Genomic DNA, 21439 nt, shown 5'->3' with positions numbered 1-21439 from the left:
GCCGATATTCGTATCAGTTCCGTGAACGTAGAATCGCAGCGGTCGCCGAAACAAACCGGCTAAAAACAATCAAAAAAAGGTAGATGCCGATGGCGTTGCTTGCGTTGGACAACTGGCTGATCCAGGCGAAATCTCATGCGGGTCTCTCGGGCTTTCGCCGATTTTTGGTGGAGTTTGGCTGCTTCGGCCTCAAGGAAGCCAGGGCCTGCCTCTTTGCCGGACTGTTCTTTGCAGCGGTGTTCCTTGTGCCGCGGGCAGGCGTGGCCGGTGTTCCGCGCTACGACCTCCTGCTTTTGATTGCGCTGCTGATTCAAGGCTGGATGGTGCTGGCCAAGCTGGAAACGCTGGATGAGCTGAAAGCCATCTGCCTCTTTCACGTGGTGGGGTTTGCGCTGGAGGTCTTCAAGACTTCCGGGTCCATCCAGTCCTGGAGCTACCCGGACTTTGCCTATACGAAAGTGTTTGGCGTGCCGCTGTTTTCCGGCTTCATGTATGCGGCGGTCGGCAGCTACATCATCCAGGCGTGGCAATTGTTTGACCTGCGCATCCGGCATCACCCGCCTTACTGGATGGGCGTGGTGATTGCATTGCTGATCTATGGCAACTTTTTCGCGCACCACTTTTGGGGCGACTACCGCTGGTACATCGCCGCCTGCCTGGGCGGTCTGTATGCCAGGTCCACGGTGATCTTCCGGCCCTATGACCGGGACCGGAGTATGCCCTTGCTGCTGGCCTTTTTGCTGATCGGCTTCTTTATCTGGGTGGCTGAAAACATCAGCACGTTCTTCAGCCTGTGGCACTACCCCAACCAGCTGGGCGCCTGGTCCCTTGTTCATGTGGGCAAATGGAGTTCCTGGTCACTGCTGGTGGTCATGACCTTCACCATCGTGGCCAACCTGAAGCATGTGAAGGCGCGCATCCATGTCCCCGACTGAAACGGGCGCTTCCCGCGTGAAGCTGCGCTTTGACCGCGAGGCGGCGCTCTGGGCAATCCTTGTCTTCATCATTGAAGTGCTGATCGCGACTGTGTGGTCACACCACCGCTGGCTGCGGGGTTTTGTCGGCGACGTGCTGGCTGTGGTGTGGGTGTACCTTTTGCTCAAGACCGTGATCAAGGCCAACACCCGCAACCTGGCGCTGGTGGCGTTTGCGGTGGGTTGCCTGGTGGAGCTGGCCCAGTATGTGGCCAGCGTCAACGGCTGGCACGTGCAGAACCGGGTGCTGAAGATTCTGCTGGGTTCGGTGGCTGACTGGATGGACGTGCTGGCCTATGCCTGCGGATTTCTGCTGGTTTTGGCGCTGGAGTTTCTGCTGGCCCGCTGGAAGGCTGCCAGAAGGCCGATTACGCCGGTTACTTCGAGCGAGAGATGATCTCTTTCATGCGCTGAAGCCGGGGTGCCGTCATCGGCACCGTCAGCATGGTGCTGGCAATGGCCATCAGCAGCAGGGCGGTGAAGGTCTCATTGGAGATGATTTTCTTGCTCAGCAGGATGTTGACAAAGATGATCATGATCAGGCCCTTGGTCTGCAGCAGCCAGCCGATGATGGAGCCTTCACCGGGCGCCCATTTCAGCACTTTGCCTGCGATGTAAGTGCCCATCAACTTGCCGCCGACTGAAGCCACAAGCAGCACCGCCGCGGCGATAAAAACGGCTTCTCCGCCGACGGACCAGTTGGTGCGCAGCCCCGCACTGAGGAAAAACACCGGCATCATCACCAGCAGCACGTGATGGCGCAGCAGGTCCATGTGTTCCTGGTCGAACCACTCACCGTCGATGACGGCGCCGGCCAGGAAAGCCCCGATCATGTAGTCCAGCCCGGCCCATTCCGCGCTGAAGGCGCAGATGATCAGCCAGATCAAGCCGACGTACCAGCGGTCACGCTCGGGCAGCCACACCATGAGCTTGCGGAAGGCGTAGCTCACAACGCCGAACGCCACGAGGAAACCGACCTGGGTGCCCACCCGTTTCCAGTCCATCAGGATCAGCGCCAGCACGCCCCAGATCGCGATGTCGTCGAGGCTGGCGTAGCGGATCAGCCGCTGGCCAACCGGCTGGCGCAGGATGGCCAGCTTGTCCATCAGCAGGATCAGCACGGGCAGCGCCGTCACGGCACACGCCATGCCGACACCCACCACAAACTGCCAGGGCATGCCTTGCGTGCCCAGCCACCCTGGGTACATCAGCATGCCTGCGGCCACGACGCAGCCCAACACCAGCGGTGTGCTTAGTGCCAGGCCGGCGGTGATGCCGCTTTCGCGCCGGTGTTCCCAGGTCTTTTTGAGGTCCAGCTCGATGCCGGCGATCCAGACAAACACCATGACGGCCCACCAGGCAATGCCGTTGAGCGACTGCACCACCGGCGCGCTGAAGACAAAGGCGTAGTAGTCAGGGTAGACCTTGCCCAGGATGCCCGGGCCCAGCAAAATGCCGGCGATCATCTGCACCACCACCAGTGGCGCGTAGTAGTCGGTTCCGAGAACCCGCCAGATCAGGTAGGGCACCGCGAAGATGAGCGCCATGGCGATCAAATAGGTTTCGGTGGTGGTCATTGCGGAGTCCATGGTTCCCTTTGTTTTTATGCCTTCCGGCTCCGTGCCGGCGGCCAAGCCCCGCATGGTAGACCATGGCGGTGGCGCCGGTTGTAAGCGGCCTGCCTGTCGGTTACCATGGCGTCGGCTGGCCCCATTGCCAGCCACGTCGCTCGGACGGTTCCGGGCGCTTACGTGAAAGTTTCTTATGTCCGCCTCTTCTTCAGGCAAGCGCCGCTTTGCGCGCATTGACCGGCTTCCCCCCTACGTTTTTAACATCACGGCCGAGCTGAGAATCGCGGCGCGCCGGCGTGGCGAGGACATCATCGACATGAGCATGGGCAACCCCGATGGCGCCACGCCCGCGCACATCGTGGCCAAGCTCACAGAGGTCGCGCAGCGGCCCGACACGCACGGCTATTCGGCCAGCAAGGGCATTCCGCGGCTGCGGCGCGCCATTGCGCACTGGTACCAGAGCCGTTACCAGGTGGCGATTGACCCTGACACCGAGGCCATCGTCACCATCGGTTCCAAAGAGGGTTTGGCCCACCTGATGCTGGCCACGCTGGACCGCGGCGACACCGTGCTGGTCCCGGACCCGAGCTATCCCATCCACATTTACGGCGCGGTGATCGCGGGGGCCGACATTCGCTCGGTGCCGCTGACACCCGACACGGATTTTTTTGCCGAGCTGGAAAAAGCCATTCGCGGCAGCTACCCCAAGCCCAAGATGATGGTGCTGGGGTTTCCGTCCAACCCCACCGCGCAATGCGTGGAGCTGGAGTTTTTCGAGAAGGTGATTGCACTGGCGCGCAAGCACGACATTTTTGTGGTGCACGACCTGGCCTATGCCGACATCGTGTTCGACGGCTGGAAGGCGCCGTCCATCATGCAGGTGCCGGGCGCCAAAGACATCGCGGTGGAGTTTTTTACACTCTCCAAAAGCTACAACATGGCGGGCTGGCGCGTCGGCTTCATGGTGGGAAACCCCGACCTGGTGGCGGCGCTGGCGCGCATCAAGAGCTATCACGACTACGGCACCTTCACCCCGCTGCAGGTGGCCGCGATTGCCGCGCTGGAAGGCGACCAGCAATGCGTGAGGGACATTACCGCGCAATACCAGGCGCGGCGCGACGTGCTCTACAAGGGCCTGACCGAAGCGGGCTGGCCGGTGGACTGCCCCAAGGCGTCGATGTATATCTGGGCGCGCATTCCCGAGGCTTACCGCAAGCTGGGGTCGCTGGAGTTTGCCAAGCAGCTGCTGGAGAAGGCAAAGGTGTGCGTGTCACCCGGCATCGGCTTTGGCGACCACGGTGACGACCATGTGCGCTTTGCCTTGATCGAAAACGAGGCCCGCATCCGCCAGGCGGTGCGCGGCATCAAGGCCATGTTCAAGGCGGATGGGGTGCTGAAATCCGCACAAACCGATAAGCAGGAAGGCTAAAAAAAGTGGGCCGCAAGCGGTCCACTTTGACATGACTCAAGACCGGCACCAAAGGTGTCGGCGCTGTTTTTTTCAACTGCCGGTGGCGTTGGGCGTGTCTTTTTCTGCGATACCGGCTGTGGCTGCCAGCAGTTTTTTCTCCAGTTCGGCACGCTCCGCAATCTCCCGTTCCAGCAGGTCGTTGACGTGTGCCAGCTCTTCCGCGGAGCTCTGGATTTTGTCTTCGAGTTCCGCGGTTTTTACCAGCGCCATCGCAACGTCGCCTGTTTTGACCGCGGGTGGAATTTCTTTTTCGAGGACCTTGTTGATCAGCAGCAGTTCTTGTGCGGATCTTTCCACTGTGTCCTGCACGGCATCGTTTTTTTCGAGCGCTCGCGCCAGTTGTGGCTTCTCGGGCGAGGTGTTCTGGGGTTTTTGCATGGATGCTTTCGTGGCGGGTGACGTGGCGGGTAATGGCCGGGGGAACATGGAGACGGCGTCCCGCAGTGGACGCGCGATAGTCCCCCTCATCATGCACGCGAAATCCGTTGACCGGGTGGACTTTACGGGAGGATTACCTGTGTTTGGTGGCGAATGAAATATGCGTCGCCTGGAGAAACCGGCGATATGGAAAACCTGCCCATAAAACGCACACAAAAAAGAAGTGGGCCGCAAGCGGCCCACCTTTGCTTCTGCTTCATCCGGTGAATTCATCAAACCCCGGCGGAGCGAGTGGCAACTGGTTATTGCGGCGGTGAGGCGACGGGCGCCGGGATCACCACAATGTCTGTCGAGGTCTGCGGCTGCACGCGAACGTTGGTGGCGCCCGGGGGCACTACAACGGTTTCTACCTGGCGCACGACACCGCCGCCGGCGACGCTGCCATCAGCCTTGCCGTAGCCCACGATACGGGCCTGGCAGGCGACCTGGTCTTCGCCCTTGAAGACATCGCAGCGCTTCAATGCATTGGCGGCAAACTGGCCATTGGCGTTGTCGACCTTGCCGGCGCGTTTGGCGGCGTTGGCGTTCTTGACTTCAGTGATACAGGTTGCCCGGTCTTGCTGGGTCTTGCCGTTGTTACAGGCGGCCATTTCGCTCCTGGCGTCACCCGTGGCGTCGATCCCGGTGGTGCCGGAAGCAATCTGGGCCGCGGCACCCAGGGAAAGCAGGGCGGCAGCGCCGAAACAGGCAGCAGTGCGCGCAAGGCGGAAATTCAGGGATGAGGTCATGGTCAAACTCCTTGTTCGAAACTCGATGGATATCGATAAATGGAGTCTGGGCCGCTACCTGAAACGGCCATGAAAGGAAAAGGTCCGGGTAAGCCGTGCCCTAAGCCCATTCGCCTGTAGGACAGGTCTTTCAGCGGCTGTTGAGGCCGGGGCTCGCGCGGCTAACTAAAGACTACAAAACCCGTTGAGCTGCGGGGCCGGCGTAACGAATTTTCTGAAGATGTTTTTTTGTACAGCCTGCGTGAGCAGCTGCAGGACTACATCGACCAGATGCGCGGGGTGGAGGGCGCCAGCTGCCAGAGCTGTGTGCGCCAGGCTTGCCAGACCTGCTTGAGCAAGGCCATGGCAGGTTCAACCACTGGCGACAGCACACGGACGACGACGACCTGCCCGTCGGGGCTGGTCGCACCGGCGCTGGCACTCAGCGCGTGGGCCTGCATCACCTCACGTGCGCAGTCCAGCGCCAGCTGGCGGCGATGGCGCTCGAGCTTGCTGCCGGCCACAAAAAAAAGTGAGGCGAGGCAGCGGTTGCCGGCCATGCCGAGCGGGCTGTTCATCAGCAAGGTGTCCGTGGCGTCCATGCGTGCGCGCTCGAGCCAGACGCCGGGCACTTCGATGTGCTGGCGAAAGCTGCCGCTCTCGAACGGCAGGCTGGCGGCGGGCAGGCCCAGGGCGGTGACGTCCCAGCCGATCAGTTCAGCGCCGGGCGCCAGCGTCATGGTGAGGCGGTTTTCGGCGAGACAGCCGTTGTAGCAAATGGCTTCCAGCGGCAGCCATTCCATGCGGGCGCCGGCCTGCAGGTCAAGGCGGGTGCGCTGCAGGGCGGGCTCGCCGGCGGAGCGGTAAAAGCGCGTGGCGCCGGGCGTGGTGATGAGGCCGTGTGTGCCGGGTGCTGCGCTGAAGGCCAGGTCCAGCGTGTCGCCGCCGACCAGGCCGCCGGGCGGGTGCACGATGACGTTGTGGCAAATCGCGTCACCTTCGGGGTAAAGACTTTGCAGGATGCGCAGGGGGCCGCTATGGCGAAAGTGGGCAAGGGTCTTGCCGGCCTGGTGGGTGTAGTCGAGTGCGAGGGTCGCGTTCCAGGTCATGGGGCAAGTTTACCGCGGGCAGGGTGCCTGGATTTGCTATTAATTCAGGAGCTGCTTGCGCCCGTCATGATTGGGTTGCAGCCTCTTTTTGATTGAAATTCAGGGTGCTGCGGTATTCACTGCTGGCTTGCCGGGCTGCGAAAAGCGGTGGGGCTCATCCGCGCCGCTCTCCGTTTTGCCCGGCAACCCTGACACGCTAGTGCGCGACTGTCTCTTTGGCTTCTTTCACGCGCGCGGCCAGGTGGTCCAGCGCCTCTTGCACCTGGTCGACCAGGATCAGGCAGAGGTCACCAGGTGACAGGCGCGAAAGCGCGGTGTCGATGGCCAGGAACTCACCACGGATCTCGTCGATTTTCTTGGTACGTTGCGCCTTGTGGGCGCCTTCCAGGCCCTGGCGCAGCAGACCCATGACCTCACCGTCGGCGCGGCCGCGCTGGGCGGCGTCCTGGTAGAGGATGACGTCGTCAAACGCGCCGCCCAGGATGATGGTCTGGTCGCGGATGTCGCTGTCGCGGCGGTCGCCTGCGCCGCTGATCACCACACTGCGGCGCTGGCCTGGCGTGGCCGGCATGGCGTCAACAGCCGCCACCAGGGCGCGCATGGCGTCGGGGTTGTGGCCGTAGTCGGCGATCACCGTGGCGCCTTTGTAGTCCATCACGTTGAAACGGCCGGGCGCGTTGTGCGCGTCGTTCACAAAGCTGGAAAGCCCGCGCTTGATGGTGTCCCAGTTGATGCCGGCACCCCAGGCGGCCGCGACAGCGGCCATGACGTTCTCGACCTGGAAATTGATGGTGCCGCCGCGTGTGACGGGAACGCCCTGCAGCGCGATGCGTTCGACCCAGGCGCCTTCGGCGGCGACCAGCATGGCGCCGTCGACGTACACGGTGCGCTTGCCCTGCGCGCGGTGCGTGGCCATCAGCGGGTGGTGGCGGTCGGCGGCGAAAAAGATCACCTTGCCGGGGCAGGTGGCGGCCATGTCGGCGACGATGGGGTCGGCGGCATTGAGCACTGCGTAGCCGGTGGTCGAGACGTTCTGCACGATCACGCGCTTGAGCACGGCCAGGTCTTCCACCGTGGTGATGTAGTTCAGGCCCAGGTGGTCGCCGCTGCCGATGTTGGTGACAACGGCGACTTCGCAACGGTCAAAGCCCAGGCCTTCGCGCAGCACGCCGCCGCGGGCGATCTCGAACACGGCCGCGTCGACGTCAGGGTGCATCAGCACGTTGCGCGCACTCTTGGGGCCGCTGCAGTCGCCGCTGTCGGTCTGCCGTCCGTTGATGTAGACGCCGTCGGTGTTGGTCATGCCGGTGCGCAGGCCGTCGGCGGCCAGCAGGTGGGCAATCAGGCGTGTGGTGGTGGTCTTGCCGTTGGTGCCGGTGACGGCAATCACCGGCACGCGGCCGTTATTACCGTCATTTCCGCCGGGACCGAACAACTCGTCGATCATGGCGATGCCGACGGCGCGGCCCTTGCCGTAGGAGGGCGACAGGTGCATGCGCAGGCCTGGCGCGGCATTGACTTCCACGACGCCGCCGTTTTGTGTCTCCAGCGGGCGCAGCATGCTTTCGCACACCACGTCGACGCCGCAGATGTGCAGGCCGACCATTTGCGCCGCAGCCACGGCGCGCGCGGCCACAGCCGGGTGTACGTCATCGGTCACGTCGGTCGCCGTGCCGCCGGTGCTCAGGTTGGCGTTGTTGCGCAGGATGACGCGCCGGCCCTTGGCGGGAATGGATTCGGGCGTGAGCTCCTGGGCTTCCAGGCGGGCCACGGCGATGTCGTCGAAGCGGATTTTGGTGAGCGAGGTGGCATGGCCTTCGCCGCGTTTGGGGTCCTGGTTGACGATGTCGACCAGCTCACGCACGGTGTGCAGGCCGTCGCCCACGACCTGTGGCGGCTCACGCCGCGAGGCGGCCACCAGCTTGTTGCCCACCACCAGCAGGCGGAAGTCGCTGCCGGGCAGGAATTTCTCGACCATCACTTCGCCGTATTCGGCGGCTGCCTTCCAGGCGGTGTCCAGGTGTTCGCGCGTGGTGATGTTGACAGTGACGCCCTTGCCCTGGTTGCCGTCCAGCGGTTTCACGACTGCGGGCAAACCCACTTCCAGGGCCGCGGCCCAGGCATCGTCCGTATCGGTGACCGGGCGGCCCAGCGGCACGGGAACGCCGGCCGCGCGCAGCAGTTTTTTTGTGAGGTCTTTGTCTTGCGCGATGGATTCGGCCACGGCGCTGGTGGCGTCGATTTCCGCGGCCTGGATGCGCCGCTGTTTGGAGCCCCAGCCGAACTGCACCATGCTGCCTTTGGTGAGGCGCCGGTAGGGAATGCCGCGTGCCACGGCGGCGTCGACAATCGCGCCGGTGCTGGGGCCGAGGCGCTCGTCTTCGTCGAGTTCGCGCAGTTGGGCAATCGCGACGTCCAGGTCGAAGGCGGTGTCGCGCAGGGCGGCGTGGATCAATGCTTGCGCCAGCTCGAAGGCCAGCCGGCCGACGGTTTCTTCGCTGTACTCGACCACGACCTGGTAGGTGCCCGCTTCAACAGTAGAGGCGGTATGGCTGAAAGTGAGGGGGCAACCGGCAGCCGTCTGCAGCGCCAGCGCGGCGGCTTCAAGCACATGGGCCAGTGAGACGGGGCCTGCGTGGCCGGTCTGCCGGAAGGCGCCCATCTCGGGGAACAGCGAGCGCACGCGCGGCTCAAAGCCTGGCAGACCAGTGATATTGCACTCCACCGCAGTGCAGGCAACGATGGCTTCGAGCGCCGTGTGGCGGCTCCAGAGGTTGGGCCCGCGCAGGGCCCGGATACGGGACACTTCCATTACTCGGCACTCCCGGCGGTTTTAGGGGTGGTTTCAAAGGCTTCCATGCCGGCGCCTATCAAATTGAGGGGGATGCCCAGCGCCCAGGCGGCGCCCACGGCGGCCAGCAGTCCACCCTCGGACAGCCCGCGGCGTTCGCGCCAGGCGGCAAGCTTGCCGAGGCCCGGCAAAAAAGCCTCGCTGGCACCGGTGGCCAGCACGACCTGGTCCTGGCGCAGGTAGAGCGCACGGCCGCCTTTGGCGCAATGCGCCGCAATGGCCTCGGCCTTGGGGTCGGTGCTGTAGAAAATGACTTCGCCGTCGCAGAGCTCCTGCATTTCGGCGATGCGGGGATCTGCGGCATTGAGCACGGCGGCACCGCCGGGCAGCACCACATCGACCTGCGAGCGCATGACCTTGTACATCTGGTCGGCTTCGGTGATGTCGAATTCGACCAGGCCTTCGGCGCCGCCCAGGTCGGTAACAACACCCACCTGGCATTTGTCATAGGGCAGGCCGGTGCGCAAGATGGTGTCGGCGCCGTTTTCAAACACCGCCGCCTGCACGGCGCGGTTGATCAGCAGGCGTTGGCCGGCTTCCCAGTTGGCGCAGTTGGATGCGTCCACACAGCGTTGGTCCAGGAACAACCCACCCTGGCAGGCCAGGCCGGTGTGCCGGCCCGACAGGTGCAGCAGCCAGGCCACCAGACGCGCCACGCGCTGGTTGTCGCTGGAGCCGGCAATGCCGACGATGGGAATGCGGCCGTCAGGGCTGTCGGAGTCGGTGGCAGGGAAAAGGTGGTCGCAGATGGCACGGCCCACCGGGCGCGGCGCGCCTTCGGCCGGCTTGAGGTGCATGAGGAGGCCTGGGCCGGCGTTCACTTCAACGATGGCGCCGCCTTGCTCGTGCAGCGGGCGCGAGATGTCTTGCGCCACCACATCGACCCCGGCGATGTCCAGGCCCACCACGCGGGCGGCCAGCGACACGATGTGATCAACGTCAGGGTGAACCTGGTCGGTGCAGTCGATGGCCACATTGCCGTTGCGCTGGATCAGCACCTCGCGGCCAACGGCGGGTATGGCTTCGGGGCTCAGGCCCTGGCGCTGCAGATCAAGAATGATGGCGCCGTCGCTGGCCGTGTTGATACGGCCCAGCGGGAAGTCTTCACCGACGCCGCGGCGCGGGTCGGTGTTGAGCTGTGCGTCTACCAACTGTGAGACGGTCGAGGTGCCGTCGCCGGTGACCCAGGCTGCTTCGCCGCGCGCGGCGGCGACCACACGGCCGCCGACCACCAGCAGGCGGTGTTCGTTGCCGCGCACGAAGCGCTCGACCATGACTTCGCTGCCATGGCGCGCCGCAACCTCGAACGCACCTTCCACTTCGGCCTGTGTTTTGAGGTCCAGCGACACGCCACGGCCATGGTTGCCGTCGGACGGCTTGACGACCACCGGCAGGCCGATGTCTTCGGCCGCTTCCCAGGCTTCTTCCGCTGTGGCGACGATCTGGCCTTCAGGCACCGGCACGCCGCAGGTGGCCAGCAGGCTTTTGGTGAGGTCCTTGTCGTGGGCGATGCCTTCGGCGATCGCGCTGGTGAGGTCGGTTTCGGCCGTCCAGATGCGGCGCTGGCTGGCGCCGTAACCCAGTTGCACCAGGTTGCCGTCGTTCAGCCGGATATGGGGAATGCGGCGGTCGGTGGCCGCGGCCACGATGGAGGCCGTGCTGGGGCCGAGGTAGCAGTCGTCCACCTTGGTCCGGATTTTCTCGACGGCGGACTGCACGCCGGCCTGGCCGTAGTCTGTGCCGTTGATGGCGGCCATCAGCAGGCGGTGGCCTTCGGCCAGCGCGGTGCGGGCCACCTGCTCGTCGCGGGCACGGAACACCATGCGGTAAACGCCGCGCTGGGAGGTGCTGCGCGTCTGGCCGAAGCCGGTCGGCATGTCGGAAAGGTTCAGCAGCTCGATGACCACATGCTCCAGCACATGGCCGGACCAGGTGCCTTCCAGCAGGCGCTGGATGAAGCCGCCGCGCTCGCCCACGCCGCAGTGGTGTTCGACGAGGGCCGGCAGCAGGGCGACCAGGCGGTCATTGAAGCCCGGTAACAGGTTGGAGGGGAAGTCTTCGAGGCTGCCGAGGTCCAGCCAGACTTCCAGCACGGGCCGATAGGTCCAGATGTTGGGACCGCGCAGGTAATTGATGCGCAGCAGCTTGATGTCGTCCTGTGGGCTCATTTTTCGCAAAATTGTCGGCAGGGTTAGGCCTTGGTACCCCGGGGAGCAAGGCTCGGCCCTGGCCGATGGATTTCAGTGTGAGGCCGGTCAAGGTCTCGGTGGGTCCCTGTGTCTCGTTATGTTGTTGTTTTTGTCGCGGCGATGGCCGCCAGGGGTCGATTTTGATGGTTCCGTCATTTTCAGGGGGTTGATATGGTCAAACCGGTCGCTTCAGGCCGCATTCGGCGAAAATCCCTGTTTCGGGCCTATTCGCACAACTACGAAGAACCTGCGAATACCCTGCCGCGCCAGATGCGGGACGCCAAGATTTTCCACAACACAATGCAACACAACCACCCGGCAGACGACTCCAGCCCTACCGACCCTGTTCTGGCAGGGCTTCGCTCACAACTTGCAACCCAAGAGAACGTTTTGTGCACGCTGGTGGTTGACCTGGATGACCAACTTCATTTCGCCCGGGGCCTGCTGGCCCTGACGGACCGCCGGCTGCTGGCCTGCAACCCCGAAGGCGTATGGGCCAGCTGGCCCACGGCGGACGCCGCCGGCACCGTATTGCAAGGGCTTTCACTGCGCCATTTCGACCATGCCGGCGTGGGTACGCTGGAGCTGCATGAAGCGGGCCGGCGGCTGGCCAGCTGGCGGTTTACCCTGGGTGCCAATGTGCAGGCCCTGCGCCTGGTGCGCCTGTTTGCCCAGCAGCAGGCCCCGGCGGCGGGCGATGCCACGGCACTGGCCGAGGACACAGCCCTGTGCCCCGAGTGCGACCTGCCGCTGCCGCCTGACAGCGAAGAGTGCCCGGCCTGCGCACGCGAGTTGCACACGCCGCCTTCCACCTGGGTGCTGCTGCGCCTGTGGCGGTTTGCCGATCCGTACCGCTACCAGCTACTGGCCGGTTTTTTGCTGACTTTGGCCTCCACCGCCGCCACGCTGGTGCCGCCTTACCTCACGATTCCGTTGATGGACGACATCCTGATACCGTTCCAGAACGGCCAGAAGATTGAGCCCTGGAAGGTGGGATTGCTGCTGGGTGGCCTGCTGGGCGCGGCCGTGCTGGGCTGGGCGCTGAACTGGGCGCGTACCTATTTGCTGGCACTGGTGTCCGAGCGCATAGGCGCTGACCTGCGCACCGCCACCTTCGACCACTTGCTGGAGCTCTCGCTGGACTACTTTGGCGGCAAGCGCACCGGCGACCTGATGTCGCGCATCGGCTCTGAAACTGACCGCATCTGCGTGTTTTTGTCGCTGCATGCGCTGGATTTCGCGACCGATGTGCTGATGATCGTGATGACCGCGGTGATCCTCATTTCCATCAACCCCTGGCTGGCCGTGGTGACCCTGCTGCCGCTGCCGTTTATCGGCTGGATGATCCACGTGGTGCGCGACAAGCTGCGCACCGGTTTTGAAAAAATCGACCGCGTCTGGTCGGACGTGACCAATGTGCTGGCCGATACGATTCCGGGCATTCGCGTGGTCAAGGCCTTTGCCCAGGAAAAGCGTGAGGCCCAGCGTTTTCGCGAAGTCAACCAGCACAACCTGGCGGTCAACGACAAGCTCAACAAGACCTGGTCGCTGTTCACACCCACCGTCTCATTGCTCACAGAAGTCGGCCTGCTGGTGGTCTGGGCTTTCGGTATCTGGCTGGTGTCGCGCCAGCAGATCACCGTGGGTGTGCTGACGGCCTTCATTGCCTACATCGGCCGCTTTTACGGCCGGCTTGATTCGATGAGCCGCATCGTTTCCGTCACGCAAAAAGCCGCCGCCGGCGCCAAGCGCATCTTCGACATCCTCGATCATGTCTCCAACGTGCCCGAAACGGCCAACCCGGTGAAGATTGGCGCGCTCGAAGGCCGCATCGACATGAAGAACCTCGGGTTCCGTTACGGCAACCGCTCGGTGATCCGCGGGCTCGATCTGCAGATCCGCCCCGGCGAAATGATCGGCCTGGTGGGCCATAGCGGTTCGGGAAAAAGCACGCTGGTCAACCTGATCTGCCGGTTTTACGACGTGAGCGACGGCTCCATCAGCGTGGACGGCACCGACATCCGCCGCTTCGGTGTGGCCGACTACCGCCGCAACATCGGCCTGGTGCTGCAGGAGCCGTTTCTTTTCTTCGGCACGATTGCCGAAAATATCGCCTACGGAAAGCCGGGCGCCACGCGCGCTGAAATCGTCGCGGCCGCGCGCGCTGCCCATGCGCATGAATTCATTTTGCGGCTGGCGCAGGGTTATGACTCGCTGGTGGGTGAGCGCGGCCAGGGGCTGTCGGGCGGTGAGCGCCAGCGCATCTCGATTGCGCGGGCCTTGCTGATCAACCCGCGCATCCTGATCCTTGACGAAGCGACCTCGTCGGTAGACACCGAAACGGAAAAAGAAATCCAGCGTGCCCTCGACAACCTGGTGCAGGGCCGCACCACGATTGCCATTGCCCACCGCCTTTCAACACTGCGCAAGGCCGACCGCCTGGTGGTGATGGACCGCGGCCAGGTGGTGGAAGTGGGGCCGCACGACGAATTGATGGCGAAGCAGGGAGCCTATTGGCGCCTGTATGAGGCCCAGGCGCGCCAGGTCGACAGCGAAGAGGGCGGCGAGGAAGCCGCGCAAAGCCTTATCGCGGTGGCCACCTCGCAGCTGGCCCACACCGCGCAGCACACCGGCAACCGATAAGCCAAGGACTGCACATGACCAACTCTTCTTCCCAGTTCTCTTCCTCTTTGTCCTCGTTGTCCTTTTCCCTGGAACGCACTGCGTCGGGCCGGCTGGTGTTCGTCGATGCCGGTGGCCAGCAGCATGTTGGCGTGGTGCCGGTACGGGCCTTTCCCCTGGCTGCACCCGATGAAGGCATTTCACTGGTCAACACCGAAGGGCACGAGGTGGCCTGGGTGGAAGACCTGCAGGCCTTGCCGGCGCAAGCGCGTACCCTGCTGGAGGAAGAGCTGGCCCTGCGCGATTTCGCCCCTGAAATCACACGGCTCAAAAGCGTTTCGACCTTTGCCACCCCCAGCGTGTGGACGGTAGAGACCGACAGGGGAGAGACGTCTTTTGTGCTCAAGGGTGAGGAAGACATTCGCCGCCTGGGGCGTATGGGTTTGCTGATTGCCGGCAGCCAGGGGGTGCAGTACAGCGTGAAGGATATGACGGCGCTGGACCGGGGGTCGCGGCGGTTGTTGGAACGGTTTCTTTAGGTTGGGTCTTGCTCCGGCCTTTGTGAGTTTTGCTGAGGGTAGCTGGCCGGGGGTAGCCCGGCAGCTACTCACTTTTCTTTTGCTTCGCCAAAAGAAAAGTAAGCAAAAGAAAAGGCGACCCTGCTGTCTGCGTCCCTCCGCTTCGCTGCGGGCAACCTGCGGTGCTCGGTCCAGGCGGGGTCTCGCTCGAACTCGCCTTCGGCTCAGACAATCGCGATCCCTGATCCGCCTGAACCTGTGCTCCTCGGCGCAGACAGAAGGGGTGGGGAGAAGAAATACCAACAGCCGAAGACAGAACCCCAAACACCTGAATACCAACAAGGACTCGCCATGGCGAGTCCTTGTTGGTATTCAGTCCCCGCTCCCGATTGGCCCTTGTGGATGCGCCGAGGAGCGGAGGTCCAGACGGATCAGGGCAAAAACTTGTTTGAGCCGCAGGCGAGTTGTTTTTGACCCCGGCTGGACCGAGCACCGCAGGTTGCCCGTAGCGAAGCGCAGGGACGCAGGAACCAGGGTCGCCTTTTCTTTGGTGACTTTCTTTTGGCGAAGCAAAAGAAAGTTACTTGCATGCCGGGCAACCCCCGGCCAACAGCCCTCAGCAAAGAGCGCAAAGGCCGGAGCAAGACCCGACCAATACCTTAGCCGTTCTGCGACCCCCGATGCGCCCACCCCGTAGTGTGCTTCTCCACATAACTGAAGAGCTCATACATCGCCATAGCCATCGCCCCAATCACCACCAGCCCGGCAAAAGCCAACGCCAGCCGTTGTTGCGACCCGGCACTTTGCATGAGGTAGCCAATGCCTGAATCACCCGCCGTCATTTCAGCCAGCACCGTGCCGACAAAAGCCAGCGTGATCGCAACCTTGAGCGAGGCAAAGAAGTAGGGCATGGAACGCGGCAGGCCGACCTTGACCAGCACGTCCCAGCGTTTGGCACCCAGCACGCGCAGCACGTCTTCGAGCTCGGGCTCCAGCGTGGCCAGGCCTGTGGCCATGTTCACGGTGATGGGGAAAAACGAAATCAAAAAAGCCGTGAGGATGCCGGGGCCCACGCCGATGCCGAACCAGACAATCAGGATGGGAACAATCGCGGCCTTGGGCACCGCGTTGAAAGCCACCAGCAGCGGATAGACCGCGGCATAGGCCAGCCGTGACGAGCCCACCAGAAAGCCCAGCAATACGCCGACCACGATGGACAGGCCGAAACCCACCATCGTGACCCAGAATGTTTTCCAGGCGGCCTCGGCAATCGGGCCGGCAAATTCAGCCATGGCCTGGGCAATGGTGAATGGCGCGGGAAAGATGAACTCCGGCACCGAGAAACCGGCGCACACCGCCTGCCACAGCGCCACCACGGCTGCCAGTAACACCCATGGCGCCCAGCGTTCGAGCTGTTTGTTGTTCATGTTCATACGGCGGCTCCGCCGCGCACCGCGCCGATGTGGCCGCGCAGCTCATGCACGATGTCGCTGAACTCGCGGGTGTAAGTGACTTCCAGGTCGCGCGGACGCGGCAGTTCAATCTCGCGCCGCACGACAAAGCGTCCCGGGCTTTTGCTCATCACGTACACGGTGTCGGCCAGGAACACTGACTCGCGCAAATCATGCGTGACCAGGATCACGTTGAAGCGCTGCTCGGTCCAGAGGTCGCGCAGGATGCACCAGAGCTCTTCACGCGTGAAGGCGTCGAGCGCGCCGAAGGGCTCGTCGAGGAGCAGCATTTTGGGCTCGTGGATCAGCGCGCGGCAGATGCTGGCGCGCTGCTGCATGCCCCCAGACAGCTGCCAGGGGAATTTGTCTTCATAGCCTGCCAGGCCCACCTTCTGCAGCAGCTTGCGCGCCCGTTCTTCAAACTCCTTGCGCCTGGCCTTGAACTGGCTGCGATAAGGCTCGACGATTTCAAGCGGCAGCAACACGTTGCCGACGGTGGTGCGCCAGGGCAGTAGCGATGGCGCCTGGAAGGCCATACCGGAAATCTTCAGGGGCCCCGTCACGGGCCGTCCGTCAATCAGGATGCTCCCGGCCGACGGCATCTTCAGCCCGGTGGCCAGCTTCATGAAGGTGGACTTGCCGCAACCCGACGGCCCGACGATGGCGATGAACTCGCCCTGCCGCACCTGCAGGTCTATGGCCTCAACGGAGAATTGCTTGCGCGCGAGCAGCTCGTCGTTGTAGGCGAGCCAGACGTCGCGGAAGTCAACAAAAGGGCTGTCAGCGGTGGCGAGGGGCATGTTTTAGGTAGGAAAACGGCTGCTGGCCCAATCGGGATGTGCGCAAGCAGCTATTAAAAGTGTAGCAATCCGGGCAGGCATGGCGCCAGGCACAGAGCCTGAGGCCAGGACTTATTTCTTCGGCAGCACATTGAGCTCGGCTGCCGTGGGCAGGAAGGAGCCGTTCCACACTGCGTCGGGGTTGACACGGGTCTTGGTGCCGAAAGCGTCCGACACCTGCGAGGCCATCAGCGAGAGGCGCGGCGCTTTGACTTGGCCGAAGCCTTCGGCACGTGCGTCGGGGCTGTTGACGACGGTGTCGATGGCCAGGCGCAGGCGGCGCACTTCCAGCGGCACATTGATGATGCCGTCGCGCGCTTTCACGAATTCGATGGCGGCGGCCGGGTCGGCCACCACGTCTTTCACGCCCTTGGTAAAGGCCTGCAAAAACGCCTTGATGGCGGCCGGGTTTTCCTTGATGAGTTTGGGCGAGACGATCACCACGTTGCCGTAGTGCTTCACGCCGAAGTCGGCATAGGGCAGCACCACCACGTCTTCAGCCTTCACGCCGCGCGCCTCCAGGTTGAGCAGCGAGGTGAAGGTAAAGCCGGTGATGGCGTCCACGTCGCCGCGGGCCAGCATGGTTTCGCGCAGCGGCGGGTCCATGGCTGTCCACTGGAAGCCGGTGATGTTGTTGGCCTTGGCAAAAATCGGAAAGGCGCGGCGGCCGGCATCAAACACCGGCGCGCCCATTTTTTTACCGTTCAGGTCGGCAGGCGTCTTGATGCCCGACTTCTTGAGGGCCATGACGGAGGCCGGGGTGTTGTTGTAGACCATCATCACGCCTACCGGCTTGTTGGGTGCGTCCGGGTTGTTGGCGTGAAATTCCATCACGGAGGCCATGTCGGCAAAACCCATGTCGTAGGTGCCCGAGGCGACACGGGTCACCGCCCCGCCCGAGCCATTGCCGGCGTCCACCGTCACGTCGAGCTTGTTGGCCTTGAAGTAACCCTTGGCCACCGGCGTGAGGAAGAGGGCGGACGGGCCTTCGAAGCGCCAGTCGAGCTGGAACTTGATCGGCGTGTTTTGCGCATGGGCGTTCAGGGCCGCCAGGGCGATCACCGCCCCGGTCATCCTGGCTACAAGGCTGGGAAAGGCAGATGCGGCAGGTGCACGATTTTTCATGGCGGGATTTTCTTGAAGGGGTTGCAAAAGGGGAAACCGGCAGGCCAGCAATCAGCATAAGAACGCGGTGGCCGTGAAATCGAAGCGAACCTCAAAACGATACAGCAAAAACAATGCCTGCCACGCTGCGGAGTAGAACTTTGGCATTGCCCCGGCAGTTCAGGTGTCTGGTGGGTCTTGCCGCTGGGCGATGCGGATTGGCCTAAGAGCAACACCTGCCGCGTTCAGGTGCTGTCAGTTTTCGCACACTGGGATTACTCACAGGATGCATTTTGTGATGTATCGGCATCCGTATTTTTGGATGTACGGCTGGCCTGCTTTCCGCACATTGAGCGGCCCTGGCCGGGAGGATGCCCAAAGGCAGCTATTAAAAAGGTGGCCGCTGGCACCTCCTGTTCCTGGCCGCCAGGAAGTTCTGGAGGAAGGCTGAGGCTGTTACAGCTGTTTACGTTTGAGCGGAGCAGCTGCCGGTGATTTGGGCCGGGCACCGCCGCGCCCATGCCCATGGCAGGTTTCACCTGTCAGTCCTGACAGGGCGGACGCCATGAACAGGCTTTGACTATTTTTGCGGCCCGTCCATAGAGTGTATTTGCGTAGGTGACAAGGATTAAGCCGCAAGGCCATGCAGTTCCGAAGCCTTGACAAAGCCTTGGGGCAGTAGCCGAAGTCATCCAGCAACGATGTACTGGGTTAGCGGGCTTTCCAAAACAAGGCTTTCATGAAAACACCTTCCTCGCAGCTTCGCCGTCAGATGTTGTCAATCCTGGGCCTGGGCGCCCTCGCTGGGGGTATGGGTGGGCCGGGTAACGCCTGGGCCCAGGTTTCGGCTGCTGCCGCTGCCTCTGCTGCTAAAAAACCCGCAGGTGGCGCGAACTGGCGGTTGCTGATCAATGAAGCGGTGGGGGGTGACACCAACTCATTTTTGCTGACCAACCGTTATCGCCCTGCCGCCGACTTCATCAGCACCCAGCTCAAGGGGCGGCCCATCGTCGTGGAGCCCATGGTGGATATCAAGCGCTTCATGGCGGTGGCCCAAGGCGCCAGCAAGCCGGAGTTTGTCTTTGGAAAGTCCGTCAACCAGCTGGCCAAGCTGGTGCGCGACAACGGCTACCAGCCGGTGGTGCGGCGCGCCGATCCCTACAAGGCGGCCTTCATCGTGGCCAAGGATTCGCCCATTAAAACCCTGGCGGATGCGGCTGATGCAAAAGTCATCATGCCCGACGAGTCTGCCGCCACCAGCGCGGTGGCGCTGGCGGAACTGCGGCGCCAAAAGCTTGGGCAGGTCCGCGTGACACACGTTCGCTTCCAGGAGGAAGTCGCGCAGTTTGTGAAGTCCGGAATGGGCCAGATCGGCGTGGTCAATCCCACTATTGCCAAAAAGTGGGTGGAAGACGGCGGGCGCGTGGTGGCTGAAACCCAGCCGGTGGTGAACTGGTCGGTGCTTGCCAGTCCCAGCCTGGCCGCGGACATGGTGCAGCAGCTGCGCGACGCGCTGCTGGCGACCAATTCAGAAAGCGCTGCAGTGATGGCTTCGATGGGCGTGAAGGCATGGGCCAGAGCTGAGCGGAAGGACTACCTGGATTTGTTGGACTACACGAGGGAGTAAAAAATGGCTACGTTGATTCAAACACGTCTGTTTTCACTTTCACTTTCGCCATGGCGGGCCGGACTGCTGGCCGCCACCTTGGCATTTTCCTGCGGCGTGCAAGCCCAGGAAAAAAGGGCGATCCCGCCCAACATCGCACTGGCTGCGGCCGAAATTGCCGCGGAGCTCGCCAGCAGTTGCCCGCTGGCGCCGGCCGGTGACGTCAATGCCTACACGCAGTGCCGGCAAACCCTGTTCGGCCCGAGCCAGCTGCGTGCACATGTGGCGCCCATCATGCTGTGGGGTCGGCAAAACAAAAAGGACAACGCCACCCTGCGCCAGACCAACCTGACCCAGTTCGCCCCTGACGCCTGGACCGGCATGTATGCGCCGCTCTTCATGTTCAACGGCCGGCATACCGTGGAGTGGGTGGCCGACGAGAAGATGTTCCTGGTGCGGCTTGAGGCGGCCTTTCGCAACCGCCTGCCGCCGGGCCAGTTTCCTTATCCGTTCTGGCACGACGAGGCCAAATGGTCGATGTACGAAAACGCCCGCAGCATGATGCTCTGGATCAGCCCCGAAACGGGCACCATCAAGGTGGCGCAGTTCACCGACGTGGCACCCACGCCGCTGCTGCAACCGGTGCAGACGGTGCAGCATGAAAAATACCAGGGCCCATGGCTCTGGACCGACGACAAGGGCCACACGCAACCGGCGGTGACGCTGTTCGACGGCTTGTACCGGCCGGAAAACCCGTACCTGGGCAATGTCGACAAGCGCTACCGGGACCTGGCGCTGCAGATGCGCGAGTCGCAGTGTGTGAACTGCCATGTACCCAACAACCCCGACAAGATGAGCCGCCTGGTGTTGCTGTCGACACCCGCGCATGCCGCGGCAGAGGTGGACCGGTTGATCAAGGCCGTGCGCGAGGACCGCATGCCGATGGACGAGTTCAGGTTGAGCTACGCGCTCTCGGAAGACAACAAGAAATGGCTGCTTGAGAGTGCGCTGGCATTCAAGGCAACCTTGACAGCTGCCAGGCAATGGGAAGACGAGGCAGCGAAGAAGACCGTGCAATCTGCAATTAACCCTTTGAAGGTGATCAAATGAATACTCCGTTGCTGTCACAAGTTACCGGTCGCCGCGCGGTTCTTCGCGGTGTCGTGGGCACCGCGGTTGCCGTGGCCTGGCAGGGCTTTCCCATGGTCAGCTGGAGCCAGCAGGCGGCGGGCCAGCTGGCGGGTGTAGACCGCTGGAGGCTGCTGATCAATGAGGCGGTTACGGCAGACCTCAGCATTTCGATGCTGGCCCTGCGCTACCGGGGGCTGGCCGACTACCTGGGAGGGCAAATCCGCAACAAGCAGGTGGTGGTTGATCCCGTCATCGACATCCAGAACTTCGTGCGGCAGGCGTCGTCAGAGCAAAAGCCCCTCATGGTGTTCGGAAAATCCGTCAACCAGCTGTCCAAACTGGTTCGCGATGGAGGTTACCAACCCCTGGTGCGTAGGCCCGAGCCCTACCAGGCCGCCTTTATCGTGAAGAACAGCTCGCCCATCAACAACATTGGGCAACTGAGCGGCAAGAAGATATTGATGCCCGACGAATCGTCCGCCACGGTGGCGGTCGCGCGTGCCGAGATGCGCCGCCTGAATGTGCGCGAACCCTATATTTCCTACACACGCTATCAGGATTCCGTGTCGGCACAGGTGGCGGCAGGCCTTGCCGAGGTGGGTGCGGTGAATCCGACCATCGCCAGGAAATGGCAGGAGGGCGGGGGTCGCATCATTGGTGAAACCCAGCCCGTGGTGAACTGGTCGGTGCTGGCCGCCCCCGGCGTGCCGGCGGACATGATCAGCCGCCTGCAGGATTCCCTGCTGGCCATGAACAGCCAGTCGGCCGGCATCATGTCCGAGATCGGCGTCAAGCAGTGGGTCAAGGCCGAGCGCAAGGAATACCTTGCGCTGTTGGACTATACCCACGAGTAACCTG

At 63.0% G+C, this 21439-nt stretch carries 17 protein-coding genes; 8 read left to right on the top strand and 9 right to left on the bottom strand.

Annotated features, from left to right (window positions below):
* Positions 1-89 precede the first annotated feature (89 nt).
* Both AC1DYQ_RS20910 and AC1DYQ_RS20905 read left to right on the top strand, forming a co-directional pair.
* Positions 90-935, top strand: a complete 846-nt coding sequence (locus AC1DYQ_RS20910) for a DUF817 domain-containing protein (protein WP_477688413.1) — start codon at positions 90-92, stop codon at positions 933-935.
* Positions 922-1371 (top strand): ribosomal maturation YjgA family protein, encoded by a 450-nt coding sequence (locus AC1DYQ_RS20905; protein ID WP_477688404.1) that lies wholly within the window; start codon positions 922-924, stop codon positions 1369-1371. The genes AC1DYQ_RS20910 and AC1DYQ_RS20905 overlap by 14 nt, the downstream gene beginning before the upstream one ends.
* On the opposite strand, the gene AC1DYQ_RS20900 is transcribed toward AC1DYQ_RS20905, so the two are convergent.
* Entirely contained in the window at positions 1352-2551 is a 1200-nt protein-coding gene (locus AC1DYQ_RS20900; protein WP_477688403.1) for a cation:proton antiporter, read from the bottom strand. The genes AC1DYQ_RS20905 and AC1DYQ_RS20900 overlap by 20 nt on opposite strands.
* Positions 2552-2738: 187 nt before the next feature.
* Here AC1DYQ_RS20900 and alaC point away from each other — a divergent pair, with 187 nt between their 5' ends.
* Complete coding sequence (alaC, locus tag AC1DYQ_RS20895; protein WP_477668167.1) at positions 2739-3974, top strand: alanine transaminase; 1236 nt, start codon at positions 2739-2741, stop codon at positions 3972-3974.
* A 72-nt stretch (positions 3975-4046) separates the two neighbouring features.
* Here the strand turns inward: alaC and AC1DYQ_RS20890 are convergent, their stop codons facing one another.
* From AC1DYQ_RS20890 to AC1DYQ_RS20870, 5 genes are all read right to left on the bottom strand, one after another.
* Positions 4047-4394 carry a hypothetical protein gene (locus AC1DYQ_RS20890; RefSeq protein WP_457282099.1) on the bottom strand — a complete coding sequence of 116 codons (348 nt, stop codon included), beginning with the start codon at positions 4392-4394 and terminating at the stop codon, positions 4047-4049.
* A gap of 302 nt (positions 4395-4696) precedes the next feature.
* Complete coding sequence (locus AC1DYQ_RS20885) at positions 4697-5182, bottom strand: hypothetical protein (protein WP_477688402.1); 486 nt, start codon at positions 5180-5182, stop codon at positions 4697-4699.
* A 257-nt stretch (positions 5183-5439) separates the two neighbouring features.
* Positions 5440-6270, bottom strand: a complete 831-nt coding sequence (locus AC1DYQ_RS20880) for an urease accessory protein UreD (protein WP_477688401.1) — start codon at positions 6268-6270, stop codon at positions 5440-5442.
* 196 nt (positions 6271-6466) lie between these two features.
* Entirely contained in the window at positions 6467-9082 is a 2616-nt protein-coding gene (cphA, locus tag AC1DYQ_RS20875; RefSeq protein ID WP_477688400.1) for a cyanophycin synthetase, read from the bottom strand.
* Positions 9082-11289 (bottom strand): cyanophycin synthetase, encoded by a 2208-nt coding sequence (locus AC1DYQ_RS20870; RefSeq protein WP_477688399.1) that lies wholly within the window; start codon positions 11287-11289, stop codon positions 9082-9084. The genes cphA and AC1DYQ_RS20870 overlap by 1 nt, the downstream gene beginning before the upstream one ends.
* Before the next feature lie 321 nt (positions 11290-11610).
* Here AC1DYQ_RS20870 and AC1DYQ_RS20865 point away from each other — a divergent pair, with 321 nt between their 5' ends.
* Both AC1DYQ_RS20865 and AC1DYQ_RS20860 read left to right on the top strand, forming a co-directional pair.
* Positions 11611-13953, top strand: a complete 2343-nt coding sequence (locus tag AC1DYQ_RS20865) for a cyanophycin metabolism-associated ABC transporter (protein WP_477688412.1) — start codon at positions 11611-11613, stop codon at positions 13951-13953.
* A 14-nt stretch (positions 13954-13967) separates the two neighbouring features.
* The gene (locus tag AC1DYQ_RS20860) at positions 13968-14471 is read left to right on the top strand and encodes a cyanophycin metabolism-associated DUF1854 family protein (RefSeq protein ID WP_477688398.1); all 504 of its coding nucleotides are present in this window, start codon (positions 13968-13970) and stop codon (positions 14469-14471) included.
* 638 nt (positions 14472-15109) lie between these two features.
* Here AC1DYQ_RS20860 and AC1DYQ_RS20855 read toward each other — a convergent pair.
* From AC1DYQ_RS20855 to AC1DYQ_RS20845, 3 genes are all read right to left on the bottom strand, one after another.
* Positions 15110-15877 (bottom strand): ABC transporter permease, encoded by a 768-nt coding sequence (locus AC1DYQ_RS20855; protein WP_477688397.1) that lies wholly within the window; start codon positions 15875-15877, stop codon positions 15110-15112.
* A gap of 2 nt (positions 15878-15879) precedes the next feature.
* Entirely contained in the window at positions 15880-16701 is an 822-nt protein-coding gene (locus AC1DYQ_RS20850) for an ABC transporter ATP-binding protein (protein WP_477668160.1), read from the bottom strand.
* 111 nt (positions 16702-16812) lie between these two features.
* Positions 16813-17814, bottom strand: coding sequence for an ABC transporter substrate-binding protein (locus AC1DYQ_RS20845; RefSeq protein WP_477668908.1), 1002 nt, complete (start codon positions 17812-17814; stop codon positions 16813-16815).
* A 769-nt stretch (positions 17815-18583) separates the two neighbouring features.
* Between AC1DYQ_RS20845 and AC1DYQ_RS20840 the strand changes: the two genes are divergently transcribed.
* The 3 genes from AC1DYQ_RS20840 to AC1DYQ_RS20830 are packed head-to-tail and all read left to right on the top strand — an operon-like array spanning position 18584 to position 21435.
* Positions 18584-19471, top strand: coding sequence for a phosphate/phosphite/phosphonate ABC transporter substrate-binding protein (locus AC1DYQ_RS20840; protein ID WP_477688396.1), 888 nt, complete (start codon positions 18584-18586; stop codon positions 19469-19471).
* A 3-nt stretch (positions 19472-19474) separates the two neighbouring features.
* Positions 19475-20560: a hypothetical protein gene (locus tag AC1DYQ_RS20835; RefSeq protein ID WP_477688395.1), complete on the top strand. Its 1086-nt coding sequence runs from the start codon at positions 19475-19477 to the stop codon at positions 20558-20560.
* Positions 20557-21435: a phosphate/phosphite/phosphonate ABC transporter substrate-binding protein gene (locus AC1DYQ_RS20830; RefSeq protein WP_477688394.1), complete on the top strand. Its 879-nt coding sequence runs from the start codon at positions 20557-20559 to the stop codon at positions 21433-21435. The genes AC1DYQ_RS20835 and AC1DYQ_RS20830 overlap by 4 nt, the downstream gene beginning before the upstream one ends.
* The last annotated feature ends 4 nt before the right edge of the window (positions 21436-21439 follow it).

The sequence above is a fragment of the Polaromonas sp. P1_F4 genome (assembly GCF_056405675.1).
Note: the sequence above shows the minus strand (reverse complement) of the source record. Positions and strands in the feature narration are given on the sequence as shown.

What these genes read in the sequence shown, in the direction of transcription:
- AC1DYQ_RS20885 (WP_477688402.1), bottom strand. Translation starts at nt 5,182, where the DNA reads ATGACCTCATCCCTGAATTTCCGCCTTGCGCGCACTGCTGCCTGTTTC.
- AC1DYQ_RS20855 (WP_477688397.1), bottom strand. Translation starts at nt 15,877, where the DNA reads ATGAACAACAAACAGCTCGAACGCTGGGCGCCATGGGTGTTACTGGCA.
- AC1DYQ_RS20910 (WP_477688413.1), top strand. Translation starts at nt 90, where the DNA reads ATGGCGTTGCTTGCGTTGGACAACTGGCTGATCCAGGCGAAATCTCAT.
- AC1DYQ_RS20850 (WP_477668160.1), bottom strand. Translation starts at nt 16,701, where the DNA reads ATGCCCCTCGCCACCGCTGACAGCCCTTTTGTTGACTTCCGCGACGTC.
- AC1DYQ_RS20905 (WP_477688404.1), top strand. Translation starts at nt 922, where the DNA reads ATGTCCCCGACTGAAACGGGCGCTTCCCGCGTGAAGCTGCGCTTTGAC.
- AC1DYQ_RS20890 (WP_457282099.1), bottom strand. Translation starts at nt 4,394, where the DNA reads ATGCAAAAACCCCAGAACACCTCGCCCGAGAAGCCACAACTGGCGCGA.
- AC1DYQ_RS20860 (WP_477688398.1), top strand. Translation starts at nt 13,968, where the DNA reads ATGACCAACTCTTCTTCCCAGTTCTCTTCCTCTTTGTCCTCGTTGTCC.
- AC1DYQ_RS20900 (WP_477688403.1), bottom strand. Translation starts at nt 2,551, where the DNA reads ATGACCACCACCGAAACCTATTTGATCGCCATGGCGCTCATCTTCGCG.
- AC1DYQ_RS20830 (WP_477688394.1), top strand. Translation starts at nt 20,557, where the DNA reads ATGAATACTCCGTTGCTGTCACAAGTTACCGGTCGCCGCGCGGTTCTT.
- AC1DYQ_RS20835 (WP_477688395.1), top strand. Translation starts at nt 19,475, where the DNA reads ATGGCTACGTTGATTCAAACACGTCTGTTTTCACTTTCACTTTCGCCA.
- AC1DYQ_RS20880 (WP_477688401.1), bottom strand. Translation starts at nt 6,270, where the DNA reads ATGACCTGGAACGCGACCCTCGCACTCGACTACACCCACCAGGCCGGC.
- AC1DYQ_RS20840 (WP_477688396.1), top strand. Translation starts at nt 18,584, where the DNA reads ATGAAAACACCTTCCTCGCAGCTTCGCCGTCAGATGTTGTCAATCCTG.
- AC1DYQ_RS20865 (WP_477688412.1), top strand. Translation starts at nt 11,611, where the DNA reads ATGCAACACAACCACCCGGCAGACGACTCCAGCCCTACCGACCCTGTT.
- AC1DYQ_RS20845 (WP_477668908.1), bottom strand. Translation starts at nt 17,814, where the DNA reads ATGACCGGGGCGGTGATCGCCCTGGCGGCCCTGAACGCCCATGCGCAA.
- alaC (WP_477668167.1), top strand. Translation starts at nt 2,739, where the DNA reads ATGTCCGCCTCTTCTTCAGGCAAGCGCCGCTTTGCGCGCATTGACCGG.
- cphA (WP_477688400.1), bottom strand. Translation starts at nt 9,082, where the DNA reads ATGGAAGTGTCCCGTATCCGGGCCCTGCGCGGGCCCAACCTCTGGAGC.
- AC1DYQ_RS20870 (WP_477688399.1), bottom strand. Translation starts at nt 11,289, where the DNA reads ATGAGCCCACAGGACGACATCAAGCTGCTGCGCATCAATTACCTGCGC.